28 protein-coding genes and 1 riboswitch are annotated in these 24,659 nt (G+C 45.9%); of the genes, 9 read left to right on the top strand and 19 right to left on the bottom strand.

Annotated elements, in window-relative coordinates; genetic code table 11:
- Positions 1–51 precede the first annotated feature (51 nt).
- The 8 genes from F6X55_RS17470 to lepB form a co-directional block, all read right to left on the bottom strand.
- Complete coding sequence (locus tag F6X55_RS17470; RefSeq protein WP_026571446.1) at positions 52–576, bottom strand: type 1 glutamine amidotransferase domain-containing protein; 525 nt, start codon at positions 574–576, stop codon at positions 52–54.
- A 154-nt stretch (positions 577–730) separates the two neighbouring features.
- Entirely contained in the window at positions 731–1,375 is a 645-nt protein-coding gene (thiE, locus tag F6X55_RS17465; protein ID WP_153464986.1) for a thiamine phosphate synthase, read from the bottom strand.
- A 3-nt stretch (positions 1,376–1,378) separates the two neighbouring features.
- On the bottom strand, positions 1,379–2,176 hold the full coding sequence (gene thiM / locus F6X55_RS17460) for a hydroxyethylthiazole kinase (protein ID WP_153464984.1): 798 nt from the start codon (positions 2,174–2,176) through the stop codon (positions 1,379–1,381).
- A complete protein-coding gene (gene thiD, locus F6X55_RS17455; protein WP_153464982.1) occupies positions 2,169–2,996 on the bottom strand; it encodes a bifunctional hydroxymethylpyrimidine kinase/phosphomethylpyrimidine kinase in 828 nt (275 codons plus the stop codon). Before thiD ends, thiM begins: the two co-directional genes overlap by 8 nt.
- A 24-nt stretch (positions 2,997–3,020) precedes the next feature.
- Positions 3,021–3,725: a thiaminase II gene (tenA, locus tag F6X55_RS17450; protein WP_153464980.1), complete on the bottom strand. Its 705-nt coding sequence runs from the start codon at positions 3,723–3,725 to the stop codon at positions 3,021–3,023.
- 172 nt (positions 3,726–3,897) lie between these two features.
- Positions 3,898–4,000: riboswitch (TPP riboswitch) on the bottom strand.
- A gap of 60 nt (positions 4,001–4,060) precedes the next feature.
- Positions 4,061–5,089 (bottom strand): spore photoproduct lyase, encoded by a 1,029-nt coding sequence (gene splB, locus F6X55_RS17445; RefSeq protein ID WP_026571451.1) that lies wholly within the window; start codon positions 5,087–5,089, stop codon positions 4,061–4,063.
- Positions 5,082–5,339, bottom strand: coding sequence for a transcriptional regulator SplA domain-containing protein (locus F6X55_RS17440; protein WP_153465208.1), 258 nt, complete (start codon positions 5,337–5,339; stop codon positions 5,082–5,084). Before F6X55_RS17440 ends, splB begins: the two co-directional genes overlap by 8 nt.
- Before the next feature lie 380 nt (positions 5,340–5,719).
- Positions 5,720–6,271, bottom strand: a complete 552-nt coding sequence (gene lepB / locus F6X55_RS17435) for a signal peptidase I (protein WP_026571453.1) — start codon at positions 6,269–6,271, stop codon at positions 5,720–5,722.
- Positions 6,272–6,496: 225 nt separating this feature from the next.
- Between lepB and F6X55_RS17430 the strand changes: the two genes are divergently transcribed.
- Both F6X55_RS17430 and F6X55_RS17425 read left to right on the top strand, forming a co-directional pair.
- The gene (locus F6X55_RS17430) at positions 6,497–7,492 is read left to right on the top strand and encodes a D-alanyl-D-alanine carboxypeptidase family protein (RefSeq protein WP_153464978.1); all 996 of its coding nucleotides are present in this window, start codon (positions 6,497–6,499) and stop codon (positions 7,490–7,492) included.
- Between the two features lie 133 nt (positions 7,493–7,625).
- Complete coding sequence (locus tag F6X55_RS17425; protein ID WP_153464976.1) at positions 7,626–8,822, top strand: CynX/NimT family MFS transporter; 1,197 nt, start codon at positions 7,626–7,628, stop codon at positions 8,820–8,822.
- 133 nt (positions 8,823–8,955) lie between these two features.
- On the opposite strand, the gene F6X55_RS17420 is transcribed toward F6X55_RS17425, so the two are convergent.
- The 4 genes from F6X55_RS17420 to F6X55_RS17405 form a co-directional block, all read right to left on the bottom strand.
- Positions 8,956–9,381: a hypothetical protein gene (locus F6X55_RS17420; protein ID WP_153464974.1), complete on the bottom strand. Its 426-nt coding sequence runs from the start codon at positions 9,379–9,381 to the stop codon at positions 8,956–8,958.
- A 194-nt stretch (positions 9,382–9,575) separates the two neighbouring features.
- Positions 9,576–10,376: a pyrroline-5-carboxylate reductase gene (gene proC / locus F6X55_RS17415; protein WP_153464972.1), complete on the bottom strand. Its 801-nt coding sequence runs from the start codon at positions 10,374–10,376 to the stop codon at positions 9,576–9,578.
- A gap of 1 nt (position 10,377) precedes the next feature.
- Complete coding sequence (locus F6X55_RS17410) at positions 10,378–10,869, bottom strand: GNAT family N-acetyltransferase (protein WP_026571458.1); 492 nt, start codon at positions 10,867–10,869, stop codon at positions 10,378–10,380.
- Entirely contained in the window at positions 10,857–11,498 is a 642-nt protein-coding gene (locus F6X55_RS17405) for an SGNH/GDSL hydrolase family protein (protein ID WP_371069763.1), read from the bottom strand. Before F6X55_RS17405 ends, F6X55_RS17410 begins: the two co-directional genes overlap by 13 nt.
- 286 nt (positions 11,499–11,784) lie before the next feature.
- Between F6X55_RS17405 and F6X55_RS17400 the strand changes: the two genes are divergently transcribed.
- Positions 11,785–12,258, top strand: a complete 474-nt coding sequence (locus tag F6X55_RS17400; protein ID WP_153464967.1) for a spore coat protein — start codon at positions 11,785–11,787, stop codon at positions 12,256–12,258.
- 65 nt (positions 12,259–12,323) lie between these two features.
- On the opposite strand, the gene F6X55_RS17395 is transcribed toward F6X55_RS17400, so the two are convergent.
- Complete coding sequence (locus F6X55_RS17395) at positions 12,324–12,743, bottom strand: organic hydroperoxide resistance protein (RefSeq protein WP_026571461.1); 420 nt, start codon at positions 12,741–12,743, stop codon at positions 12,324–12,326.
- Between the two features lie 144 nt (positions 12,744–12,887).
- On the opposite strand from F6X55_RS17395, the gene F6X55_RS17390 reads away from it, so the two are divergent.
- Entirely contained in the window at positions 12,888–13,148 is a 261-nt protein-coding gene (locus F6X55_RS17390) for a hypothetical protein (protein ID WP_153464965.1), read from the top strand.
- Between the two features lie 20 nt (positions 13,149–13,168).
- A complete protein-coding gene (locus F6X55_RS17385) occupies positions 13,169–13,417 on the top strand; it encodes a hypothetical protein (protein ID WP_026571463.1) in 249 nt (82 codons plus the stop codon).
- A gap of 147 nt (positions 13,418–13,564) precedes the next feature.
- Here F6X55_RS17385 and eutH read toward each other — a convergent pair whose 3' ends face one another.
- Positions 13,565–14,656, bottom strand: a complete 1,092-nt coding sequence (gene eutH, locus F6X55_RS17380; RefSeq protein WP_153464962.1) for an ethanolamine utilization protein EutH — start codon at positions 14,654–14,656, stop codon at positions 13,565–13,567.
- A gap of 151 nt (positions 14,657–14,807) precedes the next feature.
- Here eutH and F6X55_RS17375 point away from each other — a divergent pair, with 151 nt between their 5' ends.
- On the top strand, positions 14,808–15,443 hold the full coding sequence (locus F6X55_RS17375) for a LysE family transporter (protein WP_026571465.1): 636 nt from the start codon (positions 14,808–14,810) through the stop codon (positions 15,441–15,443).
- Between the two features lie 64 nt (positions 15,444–15,507).
- Positions 15,508–16,230 carry a YqcI/YcgG family protein gene (locus F6X55_RS17370; protein WP_153464960.1) on the top strand — a complete coding sequence of 241 codons (723 nt, stop codon included), beginning with the start codon at positions 15,508–15,510 and terminating at the stop codon, positions 16,228–16,230.
- Here the strand turns inward: F6X55_RS17370 and F6X55_RS17365 are convergent.
- The 4 genes from F6X55_RS17365 to F6X55_RS17350 all read right to left on the bottom strand — a co-directional run bounded on the left by F6X55_RS17365 (position 16,227) and on the right by F6X55_RS17350 (position 20,776).
- Entirely contained in the window at positions 16,227–16,382 is a 156-nt protein-coding gene (locus F6X55_RS17365; protein ID WP_153465205.1) for a YvrJ family protein, read from the bottom strand. The two genes, F6X55_RS17370 and F6X55_RS17365, sit on opposite strands and share 4 nt — an antisense overlap.
- 251 nt (positions 16,383–16,633) lie before the next feature.
- A complete protein-coding gene (locus F6X55_RS17360) occupies positions 16,634–17,962 on the bottom strand; it encodes an amino acid permease (protein WP_026571467.1) in 1,329 nt (442 codons plus the stop codon).
- Between the two features lie 474 nt (positions 17,963–18,436).
- Positions 18,437–19,885 carry an MDR family MFS transporter gene (locus F6X55_RS17355; RefSeq protein ID WP_026770939.1) on the bottom strand — a complete coding sequence of 483 codons (1,449 nt, stop codon included), beginning with the start codon at positions 19,883–19,885 and terminating at the stop codon, positions 18,437–18,439.
- Between the two features lie 24 nt (positions 19,886–19,909).
- Positions 19,910–20,776: a TetR/AcrR family transcriptional regulator gene (locus F6X55_RS17350; protein WP_153464958.1), complete on the bottom strand. Its 867-nt coding sequence runs from the start codon at positions 20,774–20,776 to the stop codon at positions 19,910–19,912.
- A 181-nt stretch (positions 20,777–20,957) separates the two neighbouring features.
- On the opposite strand from F6X55_RS17350, the gene F6X55_RS17345 reads away from it, so the two are divergent.
- Both F6X55_RS17345 and F6X55_RS17340 read left to right on the top strand, forming a co-directional pair.
- Positions 20,958–21,857 (top strand): SDR family oxidoreductase, encoded by a 900-nt coding sequence (locus F6X55_RS17345; protein ID WP_153464956.1) that lies wholly within the window; start codon positions 20,958–20,960, stop codon positions 21,855–21,857.
- Between the two features lie 91 nt (positions 21,858–21,948).
- A complete protein-coding gene (locus F6X55_RS17340) occupies positions 21,949–23,115 on the top strand; it encodes an iron-containing alcohol dehydrogenase (RefSeq protein ID WP_026571470.1) in 1,167 nt (388 codons plus the stop codon).
- Positions 23,116–23,778: 663 nt separating this feature from the next.
- On the opposite strand, the gene F6X55_RS17335 is transcribed toward F6X55_RS17340, so the two are convergent.
- Positions 23,779–24,510 carry a YqjF family protein gene (locus F6X55_RS17335; protein WP_051381973.1) on the bottom strand — a complete coding sequence of 244 codons (732 nt, stop codon included), beginning with the start codon at positions 24,508–24,510 and terminating at the stop codon, positions 23,779–23,781.
- Between the last annotated feature and the right edge of the window lie 149 nt (positions 24,511–24,659).

Below are 24,659 nucleotides of genomic sequence, written 5' to 3'. Positions count from 1 at the left end.
TTCAAGAAGATGAAAAAAGACTGCACAACAACTTGTACAGCCCGCTTTCTATCAGGAATCGGCAAGTAAATCAGCAAACTCCTTCATATATGGAGGCAAATCCGGCGGACGGCGGCTTGAAACGATATGTCCATCTACAACTACCGGTAAGTCCTGCCAATTACCGCCCGCATTTGTCATATCATCCTTGATGCCAGGCGTACTGGTGACGTTTCTTCCCCTGACAATATCTGCGGAAATTAACACCCAGCCGGCATGGCATATCTGACCGATCGGCTTTTCATAATGATCCATGTGCCGAAGCATTTCCAATACTTCTGGGAAGCGACGGATTTTATCTGGCGCCCATCCTCCCGGAACGAGGATTGCATCGTAATCTTCTGCTTTTATATCAGCATAGGCATAATCCGAGATCGCAGGGACTCCATATTTTCCAATGTATTTTTCGCCGGCTTTTTCCCCGACTAAATGCACGGTCGCTCCTTCTTCCTGAAGACGAAGAATCGGATACCACAGTTCCAGATCTTCGAAATCATGGGCAACGAGTGCAATGACCTTTTTGTCCTGCAAGCGCATTTTCGCACCCTCCTTCACTACATGCTGCCACTGTCGGCAACTTCACTACCCTTCAGTTTATCATCAAACGCCAATTTACGAAATGAATAACCCTCTGCTTTGGATGGGAAAAAGCAGCCTTTGCAGTGGCATCATGCTTTTTTCACACAGAACCCTATTCGGTTACAGTCGTCCGGAGTTTTAACTGCTGTGCTGCTGTCAAGGAATTCTCCGCTCTGCTGATTGCCGAAATGACCGATATACCGTCCGCCCCGGCCATGATCACCTCTTCTGCATTTTTTTCATGAATGCCGCCTATTGCTACAAGCGGTGTGTTGCCGATCAACCTTCTAATCCGGGACAAGCCTTCTATACCGATAGGTGCCTTGGCATCGTGTTTGGTGGCAGTAGCAAAAACTGGTCCGGCACCAATATAGTCTGCCCCTGCGGAGTCGGCTTCATGGGCTTCTCTCACATTGGTTGCCGATACTCCGACAATAAAGTGGCCTGGACAACGGCGTCGGACAGAGTCAATCGGTTCATCTTCCTGACCTACATGTATTCCGTCCGCGCCCACGTCGATGGCCAAATCCACATCATCGTTCACAATAAATGGGACATGGTGTCGATGGCACAACTCTTTCATTTGCAAAGCCAGCAATTGTTTATCTATACCGGTCTTTGCCCCCCGGCCCTTTTCCCTAAACTGAAACATGGTTATGCCGCCGGCTAACGCCTGCTCCAAAACGGCTAACGGATTTCCGGTGCAATTATTACTTCCCATGATAAAGTAGACTTGTAAAGACTGACGTAAGAGCATCCGTTATCCATCCACCTGTTTCAACTGCATTTTTTCCAGCCACCCTTTCTCATCCAACCGATACAGGCAATCAAGAAATGCTCGCTGAAAACTGCCCGGTCCATCACTCATGGAAGCGGCCATTTCGGCAGCTGCCCCATAATAGCTGACAGCAGCTCCAGCGACTGGCAGTTTTTCTCTTCCCACTGCTAAAAAGGCAGCAATCACTGAACTGAGCAGGCATCCTGCCCCGGTAATTTTCGTCTGCAATTGATGGCCATTCCTGCTTACATATATAGTTTCTCCATCCGTGATGATGTCTTGTTCTCCAGTAAGCACCACAGCTGTTTCCAGCTGCTTCGCGGCCTCAACTGCTATCTTCCGGGCATCACCTTGAAAAGCTGAGTCAACACCTTTCATTTCTGCATCTGCCCCGGCCAGAAAAGCAATTTCCCCTGCATTGGCACGAATCAATGATACATCGATTTCTTCCAGGATTCTCAAGGCTATCATGTTACGATAGGAGGTTGCTCCGACTCCTACTGGATCAAACACGACTGGAATCCCCTTTTGATTTGCTGCCTGTCCTGCCTTGATCATCGCATTTACCTGCGATGCAGTCAGCGTGCCGATATTCAATACTAGCGCGTCGGCTATTGCTGCCATGTCAGCGACTTCTTCTTCCGCATTGGCCATGACGGGGGAAGCCCCCATGGCCAGCAGCCCATTTGCCGTGAAATTGGTGACGACTTGGTTGGTGATATTGTGGATCAACGGTTGCCTATCTCTCACGTTCGTTAGTAAACTGGTATTCTCATTCATTGGACTCCACTCCTTCCTTCAGGCCGGGAAGCCCGTGTATCCGGTAACCCCAATGGTTGGTCGGACCGTTACCCTTGCCGATTCCCAAGGTATGATGAATCGCTGCGGTGATGAATTCCTTGCCTGTCGAAACCGCTTCGTATATTGTTCTTCCTTTTGCCAGCTCGGATGCGATGACCGCAGAAAATGTACAGCCCGTTCCATGGGTATGCTTGGTATCCACCCTTGGCGACTGAAACAAATGATATTCCTGTTTGTCATATAAAACATCAATAGCTTCTCCCGATAAATGTCCACCTTTCACAACTGCAGCTCCGGCTCCAAGCTCTTCCACAATCAGCTTGGCTGCCCGCTTGGCATCTGAAAGATTTCTTATCGGAAACTCGACCAGCATTTCCGCTTCCGGAATGTTCGGCGTCGCAATAGCAGCCAAAGGAATCAATTTATCCCTGACCGTCTGTCTTGATTTCTCTTCCATCAGAGCGTGACCGCTCTTGGCCACCATGACCGGGTCGATTACATATGGAGACTGTTGTTTTATCAATTTATCTGCTATCAGTTCCATCATATCGCTCGTAGCAATCATTCCCGTTTTTACCGCATCGGGAGTGATATCCTCAAATACGGCATCCAGCTGTTTTTCGATAAAATCGACTGACAAATGCTGGACATCCTTGACTCCCATGGTGTTTTGGGCCACTACAGAGGTGACCACACTCATCCCGTAAACTTCTCTTTCCTGGAAACTTTTCAAATCTGCCTGTATGCCGGCTCCGCCAGTTGGATCTGTTCCGGCAATGGTCAAAGCACTTGCAATCATGCGGTTCCCCCCTTTTTTCAGGTTTTAATGCAACAGCTGGATCTGTTGGTTGGTAAGCACAGAGAATGGCCATGTTTCCTGTGTATAGGCCATTTCCCAAAAGTTGTATTCCAACAGGCAGCTTTTCAAAAAGGCCTGGGCCGCTTTTTGTTTCTCCCGTTCACTGGCATTGGCTGCCCAGCGGTCGATTTTCCTGCATAATTCATGAGTGACTTCTGCAATTTCTCCGTCTGCATAAAAAGAAATCCATTCATAAAACGGATGGGAATTGTCAGGCTGTTTTTCTTCCTTCAATGCCAAACCGATTTCCAGATAAGTCCATGGACATGGAAGCAATGCTGCCAGGGTTTCACCCATCGTTCCGCTGTAGGCGGCTTTGCTCATGTGGGCGACATAGTGATCTGCTGTGGGCGGAAGCGGGCTTCCTTGCAGTTCTTCATAGTTCACCCCTGCCACCCTGCAAAAATTTTCATGCGGATGAATTTCATTGTTGAGGACGAACCCGATTTGTTCCTGGAAAAAAACCATGTCGGACCTGTCCTCACACTTCGAAATCGCCAGGCCGTATATTCGGTTGAATGCAGACAAATATTCATAATCTGCTTTTACATAGTGAATCAAAGCCTGCTTTGGTACAGTTCCTGCGGCTATTCCCCTTATAAAAGGATGCTGCAGGATTCCTTTGAAAACTTCATCTGCCTGTTTTCTCAACTGTTCGGAAAATGTCATGGTAAAAACTCCTCCTTTTTTTGGAGGAAGTCCGCAACCTCTGGGAAATGGAGGGGAGTCCATATCGGAGAAATAGTGTGCAGTCAGCCGCACAGTTCCCGGAACGCAAAAAAACCGCTCCAGAAAACTGGAGCGGTTTATACAATCTTGGTAAGGTTTATCCATAGATATACGTATCCCGTCTCCACTTTCCTACGCTGGTACTAACCAGTTCAGGTTCTAAGGGACCAAGGTTATTCCTTATCTCAGCCTTACAGGCGCCCCTAGTGGACTTCCAAAATATTTAACTACTTTCACTAAAACATGAATGGACCATAATGTCAAACAAGCCACGATCATGTGAAATATTCGATTGTTGCCTTTGGAAAAAGCTTGTGGATGGTCGACTTCAATACATCTTTCATTTCTTCCTGTTCCTCGTCCTTATAGACGTACTTGCCAATACCATACCTGCCCCATTTCCATTTTCGCTTTGATTCGTCCAACTCCAGTTTGGTCATCGGGTAATTTTTTTCAATGACCCGTTTAGCCGGCTGCGTAAACCGATGCTGGATCAGTTCGAATGTCAGATCTTTTTTTGCGGAAGATGGAAGTGCATCTGCCAGCCTTTCCAGCATTTCCGGATAGCCTTCCTGCCAGCCTTCATGCAAGTAAATCGGCGCAACGATAAAACCGAGCGGATAACCGGCCTCTGCCACTTTGACCGCTGCTCCGATCCGCTCGGCAAGTCTTGAGGTCCCCGGTTCAAAGTACTTGATTACATAATCATCATTGATACTGAATCGGAACCTGGTCCTGCCGTTATGTTCGGCATCCAGAAGGTGATCGACATGGGCAAACTTGGTCACAAAGCGAAGTTTCCCGTAAGTCGATTTTCCAAAATACTCGATTGCCCGTTTCAACGTGTGGGTCAGGTGATCAATCCCGACGATATCCGAAGTACAGGAAGCCTCGAATCGCGTAAATTCAGGAGCCCGGTCACGCATGTATTTTTCCGCTGCGTCAAAAATTTCCTCGGTGTTGACATAAGTCCGGATGTACGGCTTGCTGCCCATCGTCGTTTGCAAGTAACAATAATGGCAGTGCCCCATGCACCCCGTCGCGAACGGAATCGCATATTCAGCAGAAGGCTTGGAGGTATCAAATTTCAGTGTCTTTCTTATCCCTACAACGAGGGTGGATTTTGCATTGCGGTACTTCTGAAAATCGTTTTCACCCGGCAAATTGCGGACCTGATTATGGGAGGTCGTTTCCCGGATTTCGATCCCCATCCCGTTAAATTTATCGACAAGTTCGCGGCCAAGGGGATACTCCATGGCCTTCGGTTCCACATATACCAACTGCGGGACAAAAGGTTTAACCATGCAACCCCTCCGAATCCTCGGTACCAAACGCAGCCTGGTATGCATGTTCTGCTTCCTGTTCCGAGCGGTACACCGCCACTTCTTCCGTCAAGGGATAGTATGTATCATACAAAAACAACGCCAGTTCATTTCCATTTTCCGGATCAGTCACGACGGCAGCCTCCTGCACATTGGCCACCCCTTGCACATGCGGATTCCGGATGATCACATAGACCACCTCACCAGGCATATAACCCTGATTATATTCCATCATCTCACCCAACTCTCCATCAAGATAACCTTATTATCCCAATCCCCCCAAAAAATAAACGGGGTCAGTCCCCATCAACCACCAGAAATCCCACCGACATGTTCCAGGACCGGGCTTCGGGGACAGACCCCATCTATACACGCGGCCGCCCGTGAACCACCATATACACTCGAAATGACGTATAAACTTACTATATGTTGACAAATCCGCCTTTCGGGGACTGGCCCCATTTTCACTATCTTTACAAATCTATCTCGTATTGTCCCTTTGTGGGGACTGACCCCCATTCTCCTGTTTCGGCCAAATTCCCTTCGGAAGTGTCCATTAGAAAGGGGGTGGTTCCATAAGTCGGTGAAAGACTTTTGGAACCGCCCCCTTTTTTATTCGGGTATGCCGATGGCTTCTAATGGCCATATCCTCAATTTGACATCGCCGATGACGCTTTCATCTTTGATGAATCCAAAGTATCTGCTATCTTTGCTGACCAGTCGATTGTCTCCCAGAACGAAAAGGCAGCCTTCCGGTACAGTGCTTTTGCCGGCAATCTCTTTCAGTGTAAAATCGTTTGTGAGATACTGGCTTTGCGATAAACTTTTTTTGTATTCTTCCAAGTACGGTTCATCCACTTGCTTGTCATTGATATAAAGGACATCTTCCTTCATTTCGACTTTGTCGCCCGGCAGGCCGATGACCCGTTTTACATAAGCATCGTCAGAGTCGGGTGCCTGAAAGGCAATTTCATCGAACCGTTCAACTTTTCCTATTTTGCTGAGGATGATACGATCACCATCATGCAAAGTCGGCATCATCGACTCACCTTCCACAATCGATGGCGTAATCAAAAAATGACGGCATACGATGACAACTGTTAGTGCCACCAAAATAGTTTTCAGCCAGGATAGCACTTCATGTTTCAAGCTACTGTTATTCATTTATCTCCCCAACCTTTTTTGCAGGAAGCAAATCGCGGGATATTATGCGACGCTCTTCCTTTTATCTTAACTAGGCAAAGCACCTTAACTAATGTAATCAAGCACGAGTGGAAAAACTGCAGTTCGTTCTTGTCACCATTTTATATCGCCAGGTCAAAAACTTTCAGTATATTTTTTGTAGACTATTCGCTTTTTGTGTCGTCTTTATTCATGGAGGTAATTTAAATGAAAGCATTTACGTACACACTCATTTTTGTTTTTCTTCTGCTGATTGCCAGCTTTATCGCAATCTCGATCTACGGCGAAAGCCCCGATGAACAAGAGAAAGAAAAGTCGACAAAGGTCGTACACCAGGGCTCCTCTTTCCATGTGGAAGAGGAAGTCCTTTTTCCGGACCTTCAACTTCATGCAAAGGCTGCCATATTGGTCAATGCAGATACCCGCCAAATATTATACGAAAAACAAATCAATCAATCGCTCCCTGTAGCAAGCATGTCAAAAATGATGACCGAATACCTCGTCCTGGAAGCAATCGACCAGGAACAACTAACCTGGGATCAACAAATTTCCATCAGTGATTATGCTTACACGATTTCTAATACTCCTGGCTACTCTTCGATTTTACTAAGAAAAGACCTTACCTATTCCGTGGAAGAACTTTTCCACGCAACAGCCATTCACTCCGCCAACGGAGCTGCTATCGCGCTTGCTGAAGCTGTAGCTGGCAGCGAGCGAGAATTTGTCAGCAGCATGAATGATACAGCCAAAACATTCGTAATGGATAACTCTGTTTTCGTCAATAGTACGGGACTGAACAATCAAGATTTAGGTGCCTATCGCTACGAAAATCTGGAGCATACCGATAATGCTATGTCTGTAAAAGATGTAGCCACGTTAGGTTTGGCGCTTCTGAACAAGCACCCGGAAATCCTGGAAATATCTTCGCTAGCCGATGATACGGTTTCACACGGCAGCCATGATAGTACTACTTATTATAACACCAATGTCATGCTTCCTGAAATGGATACGGAAAAAATCAGCTACCCAGGCGTCGATGGGTTGAAAACGGGTTATACAGATGCCGCAGGGTATTGTTTTACCGGAACGATAAAACGCGGCAATTCCCGGTACCTATCCGTTATCATGGGAACAGACAGCGAAAATGCCCGCTTCTTGGAAACAAAAAAACTTTATGAAGCCATCCCGACGACGGATCAGTAATTCGGCGGGCAAATCATTTTTCTTTGATGAACGACCTTACTTCTTCTATACTTTTATACATATGTTCCAACATTCAAAAGAAAACATCCGCCATGAAAAATGGCCTGATTTTAGAAGGAGATCGATTTTACATATGAATACAAAATCCAGATATGCGGCAAAACCTGCGGGTCGTTTCCTGCTCATTGCGGGGATTATTCTGATAGCCTTTAACTTAAGACCGGCAATCACTTCTGTCGGACCATTGCTCGGAAGGATCCGCGATGATATCGGCCTGGCCAACTGGGGAGCCGGGATGATCACCAGCTTGCCGCTTCTAGCTTTTGCGGCAATGTCCCCAATCGCTCCCCGGCTTAGCAATCGTATCGGCAGCGGCCGCGCTTTGCGACTAGGACTTCTTTTGTTGATCATCGGAATCATAAGCCGGTCGATTGCCTACACGCCTACCCTTTATATCGGAACCAGTTTGGTAGGGCTGGGAATTGCGGTTTGTAATGTACTGTTGCCCGGGTTGATCAAAGAAAAATTCCCGGAAAAAGTGGGCCTTATGACGAGTGTCTACTCCACTTGTATGGCCTCCTTTGCAGCGCTTGCTTCCGGTCTAAGCATACCGTTGGCTGACAGCTTGCAACTGGGATGGCAGCTTTCACTTGTCAGTTGGGTGGTCCTGGCTTTCATCGGTATCGGGGTTTGGTCGATTTATTTACATACACAAAAAAACGAGCAGCCGGAACAACAATATTTCGAACCATCGGCAGCACACCTGACAAAATCACCGCTCGCATGGCAGGTGACCTTGTTCATGGGCATGCAATCGTTTCTCTTTTATGTGACCATCTCCTGGCTGCCTGAAATCCTCCATAATTATGGATTGACGATCGGAACTGCCGGCTGGCTGTTGTCATATATGCAGTTTATCAGCCTTCCCGCTACATTTGTTGCTCCGATTTTAGCAGATAAGTTCAAAAACCAGCAGGGAATCATTCTGCTGATCGGCTTCTTTGCCGTCTTAGGTTATGGCGGTCTATTGGCCGGTGGATCTTTTTGGCTGCTGGTTGTTTGGATTACCTTTATCGGTTTCGCTCTCGGTGCCAGCATCAGTCTGGCACTCGCCTTTTTAAGCATGCGGGCTGTTAACGCAAAACAAGCAGCCGAACTTTCCGGGATGGCTCAGTCCTTTGGCTATTTGCTGGCTGCAGCGGGCCCATTCTTTATCGGGCTCCTCGTCGATGCCACAGGAAGGTGGAACTTACCGATTTCCACTATCCTTGCCGTGTCAGTGTTTATGGTCATCGCTGGATTGGGCGCAGCGCGCAATAAGTTAGTTTAAGAACACCCTTCCCGTCCTGACGCGGAAGTTGGACGAGGCGGTTCCGCCAATAATTATCCACTGCAATTAAATTTACCATTTTCTCACACCAAAAAATCGACCGTATCGCAGCCGATGCCGATACGGTCGATTTTCATTTATTCAATTCCTCATACATAACAACTTTAATTGCGTTCAATTCTTCCGGGGAAAGCTTTTTCTCGATATTTTCAAGCAAAGCCATTTGTTCTTCTTGTGTCATGTCACCGTTGACCGTCTCGCTTAACTCCTGAATTTCACCGACACTGAACTTCTTGATCAGATTTTTAACTGCCCCTTCCTTGGTCGTGAAAGGTAATTGACTTCGGTCAATTTGCGGAGCATCTGCAAGGAATTCCTGTAACTCAGGATTATTGTCGATCGACTGTTTCACCGCCTCCACATCTCCGCCAGGATAAAGTTCCTGTTCGACCTGGTCGACCACTTTATCCGCAATCACCCCGGCGGCGATATGGTAAATTCCATATCCGACAACCGCTAAAATAGCAGCCGTGATAATCAAATTCCGTAAAAATTTCATTCTCTTCCTCCTTTCCTCTTCAAATATATATCGTCCCTTCAACACTTGATGACAATGATTTTTTCTTACCTAGCATCCATACGCTACATTATAGCAAACCCCTTTGCTATCGGCATCTGCTATTCACCTCTATCGTTCGCTTCTTCCTGGAAGATTTAGATTACGTCCTGCCTCTTCTTGTTCCTTCTATTTGATCAATGATTCTGTCTGCTTTTTTCCCTGCACGCAGTGATTGCTTGCTGCATAAGCCGGTCGATATCATGATTGTCCAACAGATTCAAACCAGCGGCAGTCGAACCTCCCGGAGTTGCAACCTGATCAGCCAATTCAGCCGGGTCTTCGCCCGTCTTCAGCATTTCAGCAGAACCTGCGATCATCTGGGCTACAAGCTTTCTTGCCTGTTGTTCAGATATACCGACAGCCGCAGCCTGGTTTTTCAAGGACTCTGCGATCCGATAAATGAAGGCAGGTGCACTGCCGGTGATTGCAGTCAATTCATAAAGCTGCTCCTCCGTAACATTTTCGAATGCCCCTATTCCCTCCAGAATTTCTTCCAGAAGCTGTTTATGATGCTGGTCGACATGTTTCCCCGTGGCATACAAAGTGCTTGATTCACCCAGCTTCGCTGCCGTATTCGGCATGACCCAAGCGACAGGAGTCCCTACTGGGAGAACTCCTTCCATGTAAGACGGAGAAATACCCGCGGCTACTGTTATCACCAGCTGCTTGTCAAGCAGTCCGGCCAAGTCCTTTAACAGCCCTGGATGGGTTTCGGGAGGCATGGCCAATAGAATGATGTCAGAATGGCTTACTTCCTCCCGCCAATCTTCTGATACGGAAACTCCATAGACCCCTTCCACATATTCAAGCCGTCCTTGATTGCCATTATTGGATGCGGTAATGGCAAACCGTCGATTTCCTGATAAGCCGCCGATGATAGCCTGCGCCATTCTACCGGCTCCGATAAACAACATCCTGGTTGTCCCTTGTGTCATATCATTCTCCCCCCAGACTGCTGATCGGAAAAACCATTGTTCTCGTTTTCGGAATCAGTTCCAGTCTTTCTTCGTAATAATCGATCATTTCCAGATCATCTTCCCAAAGCTCCAGCTCGATTTCCGTAGCCTGGATGCTGGAAGCAAACTTCTTGATTTTTTCAAACAAATATTGGTCGATCCCTTTGTATTTCTGATCTTGTTTAATGTATAACTCTTCAACCTTAATAATCCGGCGTTCCTTATATAAAGCTGTTTCCTCCTGTTTTTCGCCCTTGAAAATAGTAAATGCCTGTATGGCTCCCGCTTTTTCTACTACATATAACCGTTTACGGTCATCCGCAATTATTTCCGAAAGATCTTGCGCATTAATCGGCGACAGGTTTTGTTTAAAGTATTCCGGTTTCGCAGCAGCCCTCCGCTGTTGAAGTTCTTTGTATATCTCCAAAAGCCCTTCAAAATCTTCCGGACTACCTAGTCTTATTTTGAACATCTATCTTCCTCCTGTAATTGCTTCAAGACCGTTTGAAGCCATGTTTTCGCCATAAGCATATTTCCAAGGGATGTCATATGCACCCCGTCCGTTGTCAGCTTTTCTTTGGAATTGCTGGTCAAAAAAGCCGTGAACTTATGATGAGTCGGGACCAAGACCCCGTCATACTGTCTTGCCAGCCGGCGGACAATTTCCACATATGGCTTGAGTTTCTGGTTGCCGGGAGAATCCGGATCTTCTTCTATGATGGTCGGTTCCATCAAAATCGGGATAGTTCTTGAAGGCTTTAACGAATCAAGCAGCTGCCTATAGATGTCGTGAAATCTATCCGGATAAACCTGTTCCTTTGCCGGATGATCCAACTGCCGCCATACATCGTTTATACCGATAGAAATGGAGAGAAAATCCGGATGTTGGTCGATGACGTCCCGCTTCCATCTTGAAGCCAAATCTGTGATCCGGTTTCCGTTCATCCCCCTATTCACGATTTCAGGAGAAGAATTATTCAACTCCGTCATCAAATAATCATGGATAAGTCTAACGTACCCATATCCTATCCCTTGGCTATCCTCTTGCCGACCGCTATCTGTGATACTATCCCCTATAAATACTATTTTTCTTTTCCCCAACACCGCACCAGCCCCTTTCCATAGGATGTAACTGTCATTAAGTTAACTACATACATGAGGTGACAGTCAAACACCCAACAAGCCTACCGAAATTTCTCTATTCAGCAGAGATGGTTGGAAGTATGCCAGGCCATTTGCGCCGTCAGTAATGCCTACTTTATTGCCTGTCCCCGGTTTTTATCCCATTTTATCAAAAACAACCGGGAATGCCGACTGAAAGCTGAACCAATATATGGGTATTCGCATACAATTAAAAGACATTCAACTAGACAGGGGAGTTGTGAACATGGATAAAACGTTAGCCTGGCATGAGTCACTTGAATTGCATGAAATCACAGCCTTTAATTCTATCGGCCTGATGAAATTGAAAACGACACTGCCCAAAATTAAAAGTCAGGAATTGAAAGCATTGTATCAGAACGCGATCAAACTTATGGAAGCCGGTTTGGAGGAACTGCTTGCATTTTATCCGCTAACACCAAGAGAGGAAGAGGAAGAAAGAAAACAAGTGGACGAAACATTGTTTCAAGGAGACTTGCTGGTTTTATCTAAAACCGCAGTACGGAACTATAGTATCGCTATTACGGAAACAGCGACACCGGCTTTGAAAAAGGTGCTGGTCAATCAATTGAATAAGATGATTCAACTCCATGACGATGTTTTCCAATTCATGTATAAACAAGGAAACTACCCGGCTTATGATTTAAAGAAGCTGTTTAAGCATGACATGGAGCTGGCGAAAAAGGCACTAAGCCTGTAACGCTTGTCGTCACGTGTTAAGAAGTCCAGACTCAATAGCCTGGACTTCTTGGTTTTTCTATTTTTTTAAACAGCTTTTGTGTTCAGTTTCACTTCGATGTTTCCTCGGGTAGCCTTCGAATACGGGCATACTTTGTGGGCCTGTTCAACCAGTTTTTCGGCTTCATCCTGAGATACGCCTTTAATCTCAGCGTTTAGGGTGACACCGATTTTAAAGCCGTTGTCTTCTGAATCTTTGAGGAAATCGACATCAGCTGTAATAGTGGAATCGATGTCTTTCTTTTGCTTGCCCGCCACCAAATTCAACGCTCCATCAAAGCATGCGGAATAACCGGCAGCAAATAACTGCTCAGGATTTGAACCTTTGGAGTCAGGATCGTCGGCTGGATTGACTAAATCTAAATCGATGATTCCATCATCGGATTTCACATGACCGTTTCTTCCGCCTTTTGCTGTTGCATGGGCAGTAAATAATACATCACTCATCAGTAAATCATCCTCCTTGCATTTTTTGTTTCATTTTAATTTTCCTTTTTTTCGATACTTTTAAACAAGCTGACCGTTTTTCCCTTCGCATAAATTAAACGAGGCAGTAAAAACTACAAGAGAAAATCCAAAGGGGTGATGCAATTGAAACAGCCAGAAGAAAATATGGAAACCATCTCCATAGAAGATGAAGCGGGTAACCAAAAGGAATATACAGTCGATGCAGTCATCGAAATGGATAAAAAAGAATACGTTCTGTACTCTTCGGAAAATGAACTTAAAATGAAACGGATTCTTCATGAAAACGATGATGAATTTTTGCTCGATGTCTCCGAAGAGGAAATGGCTAAATTAATGGATGCGTATGATGAAGCCATTGCTGAAGATACAAAAGAAGTCCATTGACTGCGGAGGTGATAAGCTTGATGAAGGAAGATAATCTCCTGGATGCCGCAACGACAGCAATCGAAAGGGCACAGCATTGGACGGAGCGCGCCCAGACTGATCCTGCAATGTTTACTGAATCGCAAAACCACCTTGCCTATGCACAAGAACAATTGGCACTTGCCCACCAACGGTCAAGCTGGTTCAGTGAGGAAGAAAAACAGCAGCTTCAACGCGCGGACGACTTATTGCGGCTCTTGAAACAGACACAGCAATCGTTAACCCGCTGAAACAGCAAAGGTCCGGCCGTTATGCTGGCCGGAATTTTTTTGCTGCCTTTTGCTCTTATATACATCTGATCTCGCTCCGGCACTATTTCCTTAAGAGGTAATTGTCACTCTGCAATAAATTGGCCGAATACCTCGTCTCGATTCTTTTCATTCGGCGTCCCGTCCCGTATGCTTCGGGGTCGTCAGCAAAGCCAATATCATGGCGCTGCAGCCACCGATCAGTTTTCCTGCTACGACGGCAAACACCACATCCTGGTTGATGCCAGCAACAAATCCAAGGTGACCACCGAATGCAAATGCCCCACTGACAGCAAAAGCTACATTAAGGACCTTTCCCCTTGGTTCCATATATTTCAATGTGGCCAACATCGGGATGATATGGGCCAAAGATGCCAGCACACCTGTCGTCGATGCCTCATCGATCCCTGCTTTGTTTCCTATACTCCGCAGCGGTTTCCCACATACTTTCCGAATAAAAGCCAGCATCGGAAATGCACCTGCCAAAAATAACGCAACGGCCCCGACAATCTGAATACCTTCATTGATCGGTGTCATATCCGGAATAATCACCAATCCTGTAAGAGATTCCGTCCCTATCGCGGCAAGACCTATGATAGCCGCTAGTTGTACGGCTTTCCCAAATAGAGAAAAAACGTACAACATTCTTTCCTTCTGCTTCCACAACCCGATGGAAATGAAAACGGCCAGCAAAACAGGAACGATTAAGTTGCGAAGAATCATCACAAAATCAAGGCCAGCAATCACGCCTCCTGCAAGACATCCCACAGGAACGGTAATCAACCCGAGCAAGATTCCTTTTGCAAAATAAGGATAATCCCGCTTTTCAATCATTCCTAATGAAACTGGGATTGTAAAAGCAATCGTCGGCCCTAGCATGGTACCCAGAAATACCCATGAAAACAATTCAGCCTCTTCAGTTTGTGACATAGCTTCGGCCAATGAATATCCTCCCATATCCAAAGCCAAAATGGTATTGGCGAAGGAAGCAGGATCAGCACCTATCAGACTATAAACCGGAAGCACCAAAGGAGTAAGCAACTTGGCAAGCACAGGCGCCAAAGAAATAATGCCAACCATGGCCAAAGCAATGGTGCCCATGGCCTGAAACCCTTCGCCGAAACGTTCCCCGAGCCCCAGTTTATTGCCAATGCATTTGTCGACGGCCCCCAAGACAAAGAACACCGCCACTATGTAAATGATCAGTTCGTTTATCCCCATATACATCACCAGCTTTTTTCATTTGTCCATTCATTTTATCAACAGTTTGTCCACTACTTCCAGTCATGTCTGACTTGTTGATGATTTTCTGTGCTAACTCTTCTTTCAGATGAATAGACTGTACAAGCTATCCATAAGGGAGAGAGATAAAGTGGGGATTTTTTTTAGCTATGTATTTTTGGGGCTTTCTCTAGCTGCTCCGATTGGACCAATCAACGCTGCACAATTGGACAAGGGGATCAAAAGCGGTTTTTTCCACGCATGGTTGATAGGACTCGGTTCTTTAGCAGCAGACATATTGTACATGTTGACCGTTTATTTCGGCATCGTACATTTTTTGGAAACCCCGTTCATGAAAACGTTCCTTTGGTCGTTCGGCTGTTTTGTCTTGCTATACACCGGCTTTGAAAGCGTGCTGAGTGCCCGGAAATTATCCGGAGAACAATACCGAAACGAAGAAAATGCTGCGTCCAAGACCTTTTTCACCGGGTTCTTCTTAGCACTCTCCAATCCCCTTACCATTTTGTTCTGGTTGGGTATCTATGGTTCCGTATTAGCAAAAACAGCCGCCCAGTATGACGCTTCCCATTTAGTATTATATAGCAGTGCAGTGATCCTTGGCTTGATCATCTGGGACATTACGATGGCCCTCGTGGCCAGCAGTTTCCGTCGCTTCCTGACCGATAGGGTGTTAATTATCATCTCCGTCCTGTCCGGGCTTTCCCTGATTTGTTTCGGAATTTATTTCGGCTGGCAGGCGGCAGCATTGTTGTTTCCTTTGCAATAAACAAATAATGGCAGTCACCCATTTCCGCTATCGGTAATAGATTATCAGGGAAAGGGTGACGACCATGACACTTTATACAAGCGACGACCTACTCATGCAGCCGGAAGGCATTAGCAAATCTCACTTTTCCAACTACCAGGCATTCCTGGAAAAATTGGCGGACAAACGCGACAGGTTCCCTTGTATTCCTGCCGTACAAGGGGCCTCTTTGAAGCATTTTCGATTTGGATTCCTGCCTCGGCCCACTGATGGCAAAACAGTGGAAGCAATGGCAGACCTGCTTGCACAGTACAGTCATTCCTATAAAGCATTCGGCCGTTACACTTCCCTCATCCTATTCTTTGAATACGATGAGGAACGTTCGGTTGCCGACCATGAATATTTGTTTTGGCAGCTGTTGACCACTCTTCATGACAGCGACTCCTTCGATTGGCCGGCTGAAATTCCTGTTCATCCATCTGATCCCCTTTGGGAATTCTGCTTTCATGGTGAACGGTATTTCATTTATACGGCAACACCCGCCCATAAAAGGCGCAGAAGCCGCAGTTTCCCTTGTTTTCTACTAGCATTTACACCAAGATGGGCATTCGAAAGATTTATGAGCCAGTCATACGCCTTGTCCATAAAAGAAAAAATAAGGCAACGATTAACTGCCTATGATGATCTGCCTCCCCATCCAGATTTGAATACTTATGGCCAGGGGGATAACTTTGAAGCGAAGCAGTATTTTTTGAGGGAAGATCAAACCTCCAGTCAAAGCTGTCCATTCCATCCGAAACAACGTTAGTCCCGAATGGATTCAATTAGCTTAGCCAGTTCACTCACCGCTTTTTCCAATGCTTTGATTCGTTTTTCAAAACGATGAAGCAAATAGACAGTGATTGCGATAGGGAAGCCCAGATTGCTAATCAACTGGATAAAAGTCAGATTTTCAAACATAGCAGTCACTCAACCCCTTCCCGGTTTACACCATAAGTAGCATAACGGTATCTTTGATACCGTTATGCTACTTTATATGAAAGGGATTCAGCTCACGTAAAGGACAACCACCAACATGTATGAAAAATCCACACTTTCTTAAAGAAAAACGTAAAAGCAACAGCCGGCGAGCTTTTGCTAAATTCAATCGAAGTTTAAAACAAAATATAACCGAACGAATTCGATTTATCGTCCGGTTTTTGATTTAGTCGTCATGCTTTTTTCCCGTGCTCCCATTTCTTTTTCATGGATAAAGTGATCAAACCAATCAGGATTAAAAATCCCAAGCTGATAAAAAAGCCCGGTCTGCTGGATTTATCGAACAATGTTCCCGATACGGCCAAAAGAATCAGCAGTAATCCAATATACCTTTTCGCCATTTGCATCCCAGAAGGGTTCATTACCTTTTTATAAGAGAATAGAATAAACAGCCAGGTATAGAGCAGCATCAAGCCCGCCGCTGTGGTGAAATACTCATAAATTTTTTCCGGCAATAGTAAAGAAACAATTATCGACAAAATCAGTCCGCTGGTTGTAAGGGATAAAGCCCGAAACGGAATCTCCCTTTTTCCAGTCTTTTTGGTGAAAAGTTTCGGTGCATCCCCGTCTTTCGCCAAACTGACAATGATGGTGGTAATTGCGTATAAAGAAGCAACCATCGTGGAAAAACCAGCAATAATTAACGCTCCATTGAACACATGGGGAACAAAAGCAATATGGTATTTATCCAACGCCAGAATAAAGGGACTTTCATCCGTGGAGAATTTATTCCAGGCCACCAGATGCAGCGCCAGCCATAAGGAGGCTATATAAATGACCGTCAAGGATAACAGCATGATTTTACCCGACTTTGGGGCCTCCCGAGGTTCTTTCAGCTCGTTAGCCATTATTCCCATAACTTCGATACCTCCAAAAGCATAAAAAGCAAAAATCAATGCTGTCCAAAACCCGACCAAGCCATTCGGGAACAATTCTTGAAAACCAAAAGCGAAAGACGGAGCCTCTTTCTGGCCATTGAGCATACCAGAAACCGCCAGTATGGCTATGATGATAAACATCAATATCGCTGCAACCTTTACTACAGCAAATATGTTTTCAAACCGTTCAAATCCACTCACCCCGGTAAGGATCACGATCAGGCCCAACAGGCCGAATATCGAAGCAAGAATCCACAATGGCATCTTCGGAAACCAGAATTGCGAGAAAATCCCTAATGCCGTCAGCTGACTTCCCATAATCAGCATTTCCGAAGACCAATATACCCAGCCATTGCTGAAGCCGGCCCAATGACCATAAGCCTTTTTGGCATAAGAACGGAAGGAACCTTCTGCCGGATGCTCCGCAGTCATTCTGGCAAGTGCATCAAAAACGACATATGTACCCGCCGCTGCCAAAATGAATGCAAACAAAACCGATGGTCCGGTTTGCCTAATGGCAATACTCGATCCCAAAAAATAACCGGTACCGATGATACACCCGATACCAATCATGGAAAGCTGCCACCATCTTATTTTTTTCTGGCTTTTCCCCTGCTTTTTCATCTTTATCCCTCCAGCTTCAGTCGAACTTATTGTTTCAGTGAACTAGAGGATTTATACAGGGAAACGACTGGATGATTTTTAATGAATACCCAATACTAGGGGCTTTCCCGCAACATTTAAAAAGCTGGCGGAAACAATAAATTGCTTCCGCCAGCTTTAAGAACAACAAACTCATTTTATAGTATCTCCTACGGACATCGGAAGTTCGGCGAAAAGCGCCGCTTTGCGTGGCAAAGCCGAACCACCCCCGTTGCGGGGGCGCACTTCTATCGCCGCTCCCCGGTCGCTTCCGCTTTTCTTTGTCCAGCTACAGCTCCCAGCGGCTCATGAACTTCCCTCGCCTCCGTACGATAAAGAAGACTTGCCAACTGGTGAAACCAGAGGCTTAGTCGCCCTTATACCCTTGGGTGAAAGTCAATATCAATTCGCTAACGCTCATTGTATTTCCTTTATCTCCTAAGGCTCAGTCCACTTCTATCGCCGCTCCCCGGTCGCTTCCGCTTTTCTTTCCTGCTCGGCTCTTTCTTGGGCTGGGGTGGTGCCTTTGATGAAAAAGCTTAAAGCCAAGCCAATAATGGATAAGGCGGTTGCTACCCAGAATGAAACGTTTACGCCATGGATCAGGTCGCCGGCTGTGGCATCGGGGCCGCTATCCAATGCGGCACTTGTCATCACGGTAACGAGGATGGCTGTTCCAATTGAAGCCGCCACTTGCCGCATGGTATTGTTCATAGCTGTCCCGTGAGGAATAAGTTTCAATGGCAGCTGGTTGAGTCCTGCTGTGGTTACTGGCATCATGACCATAGACATGCCAAGCATGCGGATGCCGAATACTACTGTTAAGTAAAGCAACGAAGTTTCTGTCGACAAATTGGTAAACAAAAAGGTCGTAATCGTCATGATGGTCAACCCGGATATTGCCAGCCAGCGGGCGCCGATCCGATCGAAAATTCTGCCAGTGATTGGTGACATTGCGCCCATCAACAAGGCTCCTGGCATGATCATTATTCCTGATTCCAGAGCGCTGAAATCGAGCATGTTTTGCATATAGATCGGCAAAATAGTCTCAGAGCCGATCAGGCTCATAAACACAATCATTCCGATGATTGTCGTGATGGTAAACGTTTTATACTTAAACACCCGGAATTCCAAAATCGGCTGCGCCAGTTTGAATTGCCTGATGATGAAAATCGACAAAGCTACTGCACCGACGATAAGAGAAGCAACGACTTGAATGCTGTCCCAGCCGCTGTTGCCAGCGCTGCTGAATCCATACAACAATCCGCCAAAGCCCAAAGAAGATAAAATGATCGAAATGATGTCCACTTTTGGATGGGTGAGTTCATTGACGTTTTTCAAGGCAAAGTAAGCAATGACTATATCGATGATGGCAATCGGCAGGATGATGAAAAACATGACCCGCCATGGATAGCTTTCCACGATATATCCTGATAAAGTCGGACCAATCGCAGGTGCAAAAGAAATGACAAGTCCGACATTGCCCATCGCAGCACCGCGCTTCTCAATCGGAAAAATTGTCAAGAATACAGTCATCATTAAAGGAAGCATGATTCCCGCCCCGGCGGCTTGAACGACACGTCCTACCATCAGAATGAAGTAGGATGGGGCAATGCCGCATATCAAGGTGCCAACAGCAAAGCAGGTCATCGCGGTGATAAAAAGCTTTCTCGTTGTAAAGGTTTCAATTAAAAACGCAGTGATCGGAATCATGATTCCATTCACAAGCATGAAAATCGTTGTCAGCCACTGGGCGGTGTTTTCCGAAATATGAAAATCTCCCATAATATGCGGGATTGCTGTGGCCATCAGTGTTTGATTCAATATCGCCACAAACGCTCCTGCAAGAAGGACCGCCACTATCGGAAACCGATTCTGCACTTGCTCCGGTTGTGCTTCTGCCATGCTGTCATCTCCTTTATTCGGGAATTAGAGCAGTCTTTCCATTTTTTCCAGTGTCCCTGTTGCAGCCGCGTGTTGTTTTATGTAAGAGAGTAAAGCCTGCAGTAAAAACTCCCGCGGCTTTTCTTCTTTTATTTCCTGCTCCATTAGATTGATTGCATCATATAGTCCGTCTCGCTCCTGCTTGGGCAGTGGAGCGATTTCTTCCTTTAATTGGCTGAACAATTTTTCAAGCTGCTCATGCCGCTCAAAAGGCTCTAAATCAAACTGGTATGTTTCGTATTCCTGCATTACTTCCTTTGTAAGCACCGCTTGCTTATCGATGTGCTTTTCGACGGCTGCATCGAGCGTATCGACAATATACTCGGCGACCTGGTGCAGGTTCACCGGCTTTTGTTCCTGGACCGTCAGTTGGATAAATTCCTTTATAATTCCCTGCAGCGTCACGGTCAGATCCCAAATAACCGGTTCAGTTTTCTCCTGATAAGCATCCACTAACAGTTTTTTATGCCAGCTGAGCATTGCTGCTCTAGTCCGTTTGCTCAAAGCAAGTATTTCTTTGTTGTTCTCCTTTGGGAGCGACTTATACAATATATTGAAAAAGTCTTTATTCTCAAACATTCCCTCTAGCTCAATGAGAATGGACTGCTTGAATACATCCCGCGGGGCCAGTGTCTCATCAAGGTGGATTGTTCTTGCCTTCTCGAACATTCGCTTATGGTTAGACTCAAAAACCTGTATCAGCAAATCTTCTTTGGAGTCGAAAAGTTTGTATAGTAAGCCTTTCGATACACCACAGTCTTCCGCGATTTCCTGCATCGACGTAGAAAAATACCCTTTACGCGAAAAACATTTTATTGCTGATTGGATAATTTCCATCCGTCTTTCCGACAACCTTCTCGCCTCCGTGACCAGCAAGTCATAAAAATACTCTCTGGTTTTAGTCTATGGAGCATTATAGTAAGAAAAAAGGCACAGTGTCAATTAATTGAGCCGGCTTTATGCCCATCAGGAACCTCACCTGTTTTTGGTGAATAAAGTACGAAAGAATAGACTTTTGACCAGGAGGGGTAAGATGAAAAAAACATCTATCCATATTAAAGAGGACAATGAAAAACCAAAACCGGCATTCCCGCCACAACATCAACCACAGCAGCCGGGAATCGAAGGGTTGATGATTCCCCGACCCGTAGTGGAAGACCCCTGCTATCGCGGTTCCGGAAAGCTGACCGGGAAGGTCGCTATCATCACCGGTGGAGACAGCGGCATCGGAGCTGCGACAGCTATCGCTTTTGCCAAAGAAGGCGCCGACATCGCCATCGCCTACTACTCTTCCTATGAAAACGAAGATGCCTTTCGGACCAGACAGCGTATCGAAAGCCTTGGACAGCGCTGTCTGCTTATGACCGCCGACCTGCGGGAAGAGGAAAACTGTCAAGCTGTGATTGCAGAAACCATGGAAACTTTCGGAAAATTGGATGTACTCGTGAATAATCATGCGGTGCAATTTCCTCAAGACAGTCTGCTTGAAATATCCTCCGAACAATTCGACGATACGTTCAAGACCAATATTTATTCCTTTTTCTATCTGACCAAGGCAGCTCTTCCTTATTTAAAAAAGTCGAGCGCCATTATTAATACTGCTTCTGTCGTGGCATACGAAGGAAATGAGAAATTGATCGACTACTCTGCCACCAAAGGGGCGATTGTCGGGTTTACCCGTTCCTTGTCCCAAAATCTGGCCGGCATACCGATCCGGGTGAACGCGGTGGCTCCCGGTCCAATTTGGACACCTTTGATTCCATCCAGCTTTTCCGCTGAATTTGTTACCACCTTCGGACAGGACGTCCCTTTCAAACGCGCCGGTCAACCTTATGAGCTTGCGCCAGCATATGTTTACCTTGCTTCAGAAGATTCTTCCTATGTGTCAGGCCAGGTCATCCACGTCAATGGCGGGACCATGGTAAGCTCCTAATCCTGCATGATGGAACGACAGCCTCCTTGATTGTATATTTCTTTACAATGATTTTTGAATTCGTCATTATTAGAGAAAGGAGGCTGATAATATGGATAACTTTACATATTACAATCCAACTAAACTTATATTCGGTAAAGGACAGTTGGAAAAATTAAAAGAAGAAGTGCCGCAATACGGTAAAAAAGTATTGATGGTCTATGGCGGCGGGAGCATTAAACGGAACGGACTGTACGATGATGTAAAAAACACTCTGGCCGAAATCAATGCGGAAGTCTTCGAACTATCCGGTGTCGAGCCTAACCCACGTGTGTCTACTGCCCGTAAAGGGATTGAAATTTGTAAAAAAGAAGGAATCGACTTCCTTTTGGCTGTCGGCGGTGGAAGTACAATTGACTGTACCAAAGCGATCGCCGCTGGCGCGAAATATGACGGCGATGTCTGGGAGATCGTAACCAAGCAAGCGGCGGCTACAGATGCCCTTCCATTCGGAACGGTTCTGACATTGGCAGCTACAGGATCGGAAATGAACGCCGGTTCGGTTATCACCAATTGGGAAACCAATGAAAAATACGGATGGGGAAGCCCTTATACGTTCCCTAAATTCTCGATATTGGATCCTGTCAATACGTTTTCGGTCCCTCGCGATCAGACCATTTACGGCATCGTGGACATGATGTCCCATGCGTTGGAGCATTATTTCCACAAAGAAAGCAATACTCTGCTCCAGGATCGCATGGTGGAATCGCTGCTGTTGACCGTGATGGAAACAGCTCCAAAATTGCTTGACAATCTGGAAAGCTATGAGCACCGGGCAACGATATTATATAACGGAACCATGGCGCTTAACGGGGTTGTCAACATGGGGTACCGGGGTGACTGGGCTACACATAACCTAGAGCACGCTGTATCGGCTGTTCATGATATCCCTCACGGAGGCGGCCTTGCTATCATCTTCCCTAACTGGATGAAGCACACGATCGATGAGGATCCTAGCCGCTTCAAGCAGTTAGCCGTACGAGTATTCGGCGTCGATCCAGAAGGAAAGTCCGAACGGGAAGTAGGTCTGGAAGGAATCGAAAAACTGCGCGCATTCTGGAATAGCATTGATGCACCTTCCCGTTTGTCCGACTATGATATCAAGGAAGACAGCATCGAATTAATGGCAGAAAAAACCGTGACTGCCAATAGCGAATACGGCAACTTCAAAAAACTCAACAAACAGGATTCCTCGGAAATTCTGAAAGCCAGTCTGTAAGAAGATACGAGGCCGGGACAAAAACATGGCCACAAAAGCAAAAACCGAGCGAATTTGAACGATCAATCAAATTCGCTCGGTTTTTACTATTTGTGTTCCTTAGATAGACTTCTTATTATCCTGTTATTTAAAGAGTGCTTCGTATGTACGGCAAGTTTCCAGGTCTGATTTTTATATGAGCAAGACAAAATAAATAGAACCGTATTCTTCTATGTGACTGTTAGGGTTCTAAACAATGACGAATACGGAAGTCAGCACGGAAGGTTTTTATTTAGAAATTTGAACTCGCGAATCAACACCATAAAAATAAAAAAGAAGGACTCCTCTTTCCAAACGGTTTATCTTTCTTTCTGTAACGGTATGAGAAAATACAGAAATCAGTTAGGAGTGAGCACCGCTCATTTGCGAATACTTCCACGTGAACGGAGGCAAGGTCGCAGACTCCTGCGGGATGAGCGCGAACTGGAGATCCACTTGGTAAAGGGCTTTTCTATACCAAGACAGCTGAAGCCGTGCCCGCGGAAAGCGAAGTACCTTGTCGAGGTGGAGCGTTGCTCTTTTTAAAAGGGAAAGTTAGAACGGTTTACTTTTTCTAACAAAAAACCGAACGAATGATGGAATGATTCAGTTCTTGTTTTGTTCACGATACATTTGTCCCAGCCTCTATTTTTGGATTTCTCCTACAGTTTCGAATGGATAGTAGTGTACCTTCTTGCTTTTAGCATAGTGGACAAGCGGGGACTCGGATAAATACTGCTTTGAAAGAAATGGAACCAAGTCATCCATCTCCACCTCCGCTTCCGCTTCCTGTAACTCCCACGGTGAGTGATTGATCGGTCCCTTCAACACCTTGTCCCCCTTTATATTAAACAGACAGTAGCGTTCGGCCAGCCAATGGGTCAAGGACCCCACTCGTGCGCGGGAGGTTTGGGAAGTCGGTCGGTAACGTGCAAAAAAACGTGCAGAGGGTTCATCTTTTTGAATACGCTGACTATGAAAAACTACTTCCTTCTCTTTCCTGTTCCTCCTCATGGACATCTTGGCTTTCATATAAGGCAATGAAAACACGGTTCTCGCCCCTGCCACAGCAGCGTTGCTATCTGCATCAAAGGAAAAGAAGTACACACCCGGTTCTCCTTTATAGCGGATATACGTTCGCACATTCAGCTCTAAAAAGGAAGATACTAAGGGAAGAACACCAGGCATTCCGCGAAAACGATTTTTGTTACCAAGGAAAGGCACGATACTGATCCATGCATCTCCGTTGAATGTTTCCAGTTCAAACGGCTCTGGAACGTGCGGCCGCAATGCCTCATAAGGAACCGGCCAATGCATGAATAGCAAGTCTTCCCAGCGCTGCTCTGCGACCCACGGCCATTTTGCTCGTTCAGTCATCATTTTCCCTCCATTCTTCCATAGTCTTTAACCTTTCCCGATTATGCCGAAACACTTTTTAAACCGGTCTGATATTTTTCCTGAAAAAAGACCGCCAGCGTGCTGTTTTGATATACAAATCAGCTGCTTAGACGGTCCATGGCTTTTGT

The organism is Sediminibacillus terrae (assembly GCF_009602435.1).
GTDB classification, from domain to species: Bacteria; Bacillota; Bacilli; order Bacillales; family Amphibacillaceae; genus Sediminibacillus; species Sediminibacillus terrae.
This window is presented reverse-complemented; position numbering and strand designations above follow the sequence as displayed.

Bases quoted from the DNA above. Each gene is read 5' to 3' on its own strand.
- F6X55_RS17420 (WP_153464974.1), bottom strand. From the start codon at position 9,381: ATGAAATTTTTACGGAATTTGATTATCACGGCTGCTATTTTAGCGGTT.
- F6X55_RS17395 (WP_026571461.1), bottom strand. From the start codon at position 12,743: ATGAGTGATGTATTATTTACTGCCCATGCAACAGCAAAAGGCGGAAGA.
- F6X55_RS17410 (WP_026571458.1), bottom strand. From the start codon at position 10,869: ATGTTCAAAATAAGACTAGGTAGTCCGGAAGATTTTGAAGGGCTTTTG.
- F6X55_RS17400 (WP_153464967.1), top strand. From the start codon at position 11,785: ATGGATAAAACGTTAGCCTGGCATGAGTCACTTGAATTGCATGAAATC.
- F6X55_RS17365 (WP_153465205.1), bottom strand. From the start codon at position 16,382: ATGTTTGAAAATCTGACTTTTATCCAGTTGATTAGCAATCTGGGCTTC.
- F6X55_RS17360 (WP_026571467.1), bottom strand. From the start codon at position 17,962: ATGAAAAAGCAGGGGAAAAGCCAGAAAAAAATAAGATGGTGGCAGCTT.
- thiD (WP_153464982.1), bottom strand. From the start codon at position 2,996: ATGATTGCAAGTGCTTTGACCATTGCCGGAACAGATCCAACTGGCGGA.
- F6X55_RS17370 (WP_153464960.1), top strand. From the start codon at position 15,508: ATGACACTTTATACAAGCGACGACCTACTCATGCAGCCGGAAGGCATT.
- F6X55_RS17440 (WP_153465208.1), bottom strand. From the start codon at position 5,339: ATGGAATATAATCAGGGTTATATGCCTGGTGAGGTGGTCTATGTGATC.
- F6X55_RS17335 (WP_051381973.1), bottom strand. From the start codon at position 24,510: ATGACTGAACGAGCAAAATGGCCGTGGGTCGCAGAGCAGCGCTGGGAA.
- tenA (WP_153464980.1), bottom strand. From the start codon at position 3,725: ATGACATTTTCCGAACAGTTGAGAAAACAGGCAGATGAAGTTTTCAAA.
- eutH (WP_153464962.1), bottom strand. From the start codon at position 14,656: ATGGGGATAAACGAACTGATCATTTACATAGTGGCGGTGTTCTTTGTC.
- F6X55_RS17355 (WP_026770939.1), bottom strand. From the start codon at position 19,885: ATGGCAGAAGCACAACCGGAGCAAGTGCAGAATCGGTTTCCGATAGTG.
- lepB (WP_026571453.1), bottom strand. From the start codon at position 6,271: ATGAATAACAGTAGCTTGAAACATGAAGTGCTATCCTGGCTGAAAACT.
- F6X55_RS17340 (WP_026571470.1), top strand. From the start codon at position 21,949: ATGGATAACTTTACATATTACAATCCAACTAAACTTATATTCGGTAAA.
- splB (WP_026571451.1), bottom strand. From the start codon at position 5,089: ATGGTTAAACCTTTTGTCCCGCAGTTGGTATATGTGGAACCGAAGGCC.
- F6X55_RS17385 (WP_026571463.1), top strand. From the start codon at position 13,169: ATGAAGGAAGATAATCTCCTGGATGCCGCAACGACAGCAATCGAAAGG.
- thiM (WP_153464984.1), bottom strand. From the start codon at position 2,176: ATGAATGAGAATACCAGTTTACTAACGAACGTGAGAGATAGGCAACCG.
- proC (WP_153464972.1), bottom strand. From the start codon at position 10,376: ATGACACAAGGGACAACCAGGATGTTGTTTATCGGAGCCGGTAGAATG.
- F6X55_RS17430 (WP_153464978.1), top strand. From the start codon at position 6,497: ATGAAAGCATTTACGTACACACTCATTTTTGTTTTTCTTCTGCTGATT.
- F6X55_RS17425 (WP_153464976.1), top strand. From the start codon at position 7,626: ATGAATACAAAATCCAGATATGCGGCAAAACCTGCGGGTCGTTTCCTG.
- F6X55_RS17345 (WP_153464956.1), top strand. From the start codon at position 20,958: ATGAAAAAAACATCTATCCATATTAAAGAGGACAATGAAAAACCAAAA.
- thiE (WP_153464986.1), bottom strand. From the start codon at position 1,375: ATGCTCTTACGTCAGTCTTTACAAGTCTACTTTATCATGGGAAGTAAT.
- F6X55_RS17470 (WP_026571446.1), bottom strand. From the start codon at position 576: ATGCGCTTGCAGGACAAAAAGGTCATTGCACTCGTTGCCCATGATTTC.